This window comes from Caulobacter sp., assembly GCF_049283275.1.
Lineage (GTDB): Bacteria > Pseudomonadota > Alphaproteobacteria > Caulobacterales > Caulobacteraceae > Caulobacter.
Genome location: NZ_JBAPVS010000257.1, coordinates 1 through 3004, shown reverse-complemented (window position 1 = coordinate 3004; position 3004 = coordinate 1). Strand labels below are relative to the sequence as shown.

Here is a 3004-nt window from a genome sequence, read left to right as displayed (position 1 = left end):
GGCCAGCCGGTGCGCGGCAGGTCCAGGGGCTCGACGCGGTCGCCCAGCTCATAGGCGGCCAGGCCCACCACCCCGCCCTGGAACGGCGGGCCGTCGGGGTCCATGGCCTGGGGCGGCCCCACCAGCTCGGCCAGGGCGGCGAACGGGTCGCGCGGGTCGTCGGGGGTCACGCTCAGCGTCGCGTCCGGATCGCGCAGCAGATAGGACCACCGCCCGGCCTGGCCGCCGGAGATCATCGCACAGGCGAAGGGCTCGTCCCGCCACGGGGCCGCGGCCCAGACCGGGTCGCGCCAGGGGGCGCTGATGAGGACGACATGACGCATCGGCGGGTGATACCGCCGCGCGCCGTTCGACGCCATGGGGCCGAGGCTGCTGATCAGGTCTCCGGCTCGCCGCCCTTGACCAGGAACAGCACGCAAAGGCCCGCCAGCAGCAGGGCCGCCACCGGCACGAAGCCGCCGACCTGGCTCTTGAAGACGGCGGTGGCCAGGGCGACCAGCAGCGAACCCAACCACATGGTGCAGGTGCCCGACAGGGCGTAGAGCCCGAAGAACGCCGCGGTCTTGTCGGGCGGGCACAGGCGGATCAGCAGGGTGCGGCTGGAGGCGTACTGGGCGGTGACGAACACCGCGATCAGCAGGCCCAGGCCCAGATAGATCAGCTCGGGCACGGTGCGGAACAGGGGTCCGTTCCAGACCGGCGCGTGGGCGGCCGGGTCGAAGGCCCAGAAATAGAGGATCTTCTCGCGGCCCATGCCCAGGGTGGCCAGCAGCACCAGCAGCGAGCCGGCGATCTCGACCTGCACGGCCTTGCGCGGGCCCAGCACCTTGTCGAGCCACGGCGCGATCAGACCGCCGAACACGCCGAAGATGCTGAGCGAGATGCCGTAGGCCAGCATTTCCAGCGCGCCCCACTTCATCAGGCCGGCGGCCAGGAGTCCGCCGAACACCAGCAGCGCCGTCATGCCGTCGTTGTAGAGCAGGCGTCCGCCCAGGAAGACGGCGATGTCGCGGTGGCCCTTCAGGTTGCCGAAGATGTCGCGCAGCATGGCGATCCCGTCCCGCAGGCTGGCCATCCAACTGCGGCCGGTGCGCAGCGCGTCGGGGGTCCACAGGAAGAACGGGATCGCGCCCAGCAGCATCACCGCCGCCGACAGGGGTCCGGAAATCCGGCTGGGCTCGTTCTTGGCCGGGTCCAGGCCGAACAGCGGAGCGTGCGGCACGCCGGGCCAGTCGACCTGGCCGGGCAGCACCATGCCCCACAGCATGAAGATCAGCAGGGCCACCGACAGGCCGTTGGCCACGGCGTAGCCCAGGCCCGAGATCAGGGCGGCGCGCCCCGGAACGGCGCCGGCGGCGCGGCCCAGCAGCGAATTGCTCAGCACGTCGCCGAGATTATAGACCACGCCCAGCACGATCAGCAGGGCGCTGGTGACCACCAGCGGCAGGCCGCCGACCGGCATGGCCCACCACAGGGCGATCAGGGCCGGGACCATGATCGCCAGCACGCCCCCCAGCATCGGCTTGCGCGGTCCGTACTGCTCGATCATCGCCCCCAGGAACGGCGCGGTCACGGCGGTCAGCAGGCCATAGATCGTGGAGATGTTGGCCACCACCGCCTGGCCCTTGACCGGGTCGCCGACCAGCACCCGCGAGAAGTAGGGCGAGAAGATGTAGATGGTGATCAGGATCACATAGGGGTCGCGCGCGCCCTGCTGCAGGATCCAGGCGAGGGCCCCGCGCGGCAGGCCCGACTTCAGCGGGGCGATCGGTTCGCCGCTCGCCGGGACCGCCGCGGCGGCCGAGAACTCACTCATGCGGTTCCACCCTGTTTACAGGCCGTCGTCTGGCGCGGCGGCTTGGATGGAGCGTGACTTTGAAACGGGCGTTTGTCACGCGCGTTCGTGGTCCCTCTCCCCTTGTGGGAGAGGGTGGCGGCCGAAGGCCGACGGGTGAGGGGTCTCTCAGAACTTCCAGATAGGGCTTTCGACCCCTCATCCGACCCGCCTCGCGGGCCACCTTCTCCCGCAAGGGGAGAAGGGTCATTCACAGCAGGATATGCGCCCGCACCGCCTCGCGGCCCGCCGCGTCCAGCCCGAGCGCCTGTTCCAGATAACCGTCGAGCGAGCCGTACCGGGCCTTCATCTCGGCGATCGCCGTAGCCAGGTAGTCGGCCTCGACGCCCAGGGCCACGCGCATCGCCGTGTCGGTCGGCCGGCGGCCGAGCTCGGCTTCCAGGCGATCGGCCATCCGGGGACCGCGACGGGCGAAGAAGGCCTCGTTGTTGGTCAGCAGGTAGTCGTCGACGATGTCGTCGTCGCCCACACCGGCCACGTGGTGGGTGAGGGCGGCCAGCAGGCCGGTGCGGTCCTTGCCCGCCGCGCAGTGGATCAGCACCGGGCCGCGCGCGGCGGCCAGGGCCTGGAAGTAGCGGCGGAACAGGTCCAGGTGGCGCTCGGCGAACGGCGCGCGGCGGTAGTAGTCGACCAGGTAGCCGCGGATCGACTCCACCGACAGGTCCGAGCCGCGCAGGAAGGTGTGCCAGGGGTCCTCGCCCGTCACGCCCAGGTCGTTGTCGATCACCTCGGCCGCGAAGCCCGCCCAGCGCCGCGACGGATCGCGCTGGCGCTCGTTGGGCCGGCGCAGGTCGACAATGGTGCAGAGGTTCAGGCCGGCCATGGCGACGAGATCCTCGTCGGTGGCCTCGGCCTGGTGGGCGGCGCGGAACAGCACGCCCTTCTTCAACCGGCCCTCGCCGGCGGCGTAGTCGCCGAAATCCCGGAAGTTCTCGACGCCTTGCAGGGGGATGTGACGGGTCATGGCGGTGTGTTAGCGCCGCGCGGTGACGAAAGCGAGACGGGCCATGGCCCGGAGGGGCGGGTTTCGAACGATCACCGGTGACATAGTCCCCCTCCGGCCCTCCGGGCCACCTCCCCCAGAGGGGGAGGATCTGATCGCGCTAGATGCTCCCCCTCTGGGGGAGCTGTCGCGGAGCGACTGAGGGG

General features: G+C 70.8%; 2 protein-coding genes and 1 pseudogene. All 3 read right to left on the bottom strand.

Features of this window, described 5'->3' with window-relative positions; all coding sequences use genetic code 11:
- Positions 1–323, bottom strand: a pseudogene (locus WAL33_RS14535) (aminodeoxychorismate synthase component I); the annotation flags it as partial.
- A 53-nt stretch (positions 324–376) separates the two neighbouring features.
- Positions 377–1816 (bottom strand): MFS transporter, encoded by a 1440-nt coding sequence (locus WAL33_RS14530; RefSeq protein ID WP_422182232.1) that lies wholly within the window; start codon positions 1814–1816, stop codon positions 377–379.
- Positions 1817–2045: 229 nt separating this feature from the next.
- Positions 2046–2819 carry a tyrosine-protein phosphatase gene (locus WAL33_RS14525; RefSeq protein ID WP_422182231.1) on the bottom strand — a complete coding sequence of 258 codons (774 nt, stop codon included), beginning with the start codon at positions 2817–2819 and terminating at the stop codon, positions 2046–2048.
- Between the last annotated feature and the right edge of the window lie 185 nt (positions 2820–3004).

Bases quoted from the DNA above. Each gene is read 5' to 3' on its own strand.
- WAL33_RS14525 (WP_422182231.1), bottom strand. From the start codon at position 2,819: ATGACCCGTCACATCCCCCTGCAAGGCGTCGAGAACTTCCGGGATTTC.
- WAL33_RS14530 (WP_422182232.1), bottom strand. From the start codon at position 1,816: ATGAGTGAGTTCTCGGCCGCCGCGGCGGTCCCGGCGAGCGGCGAACCG.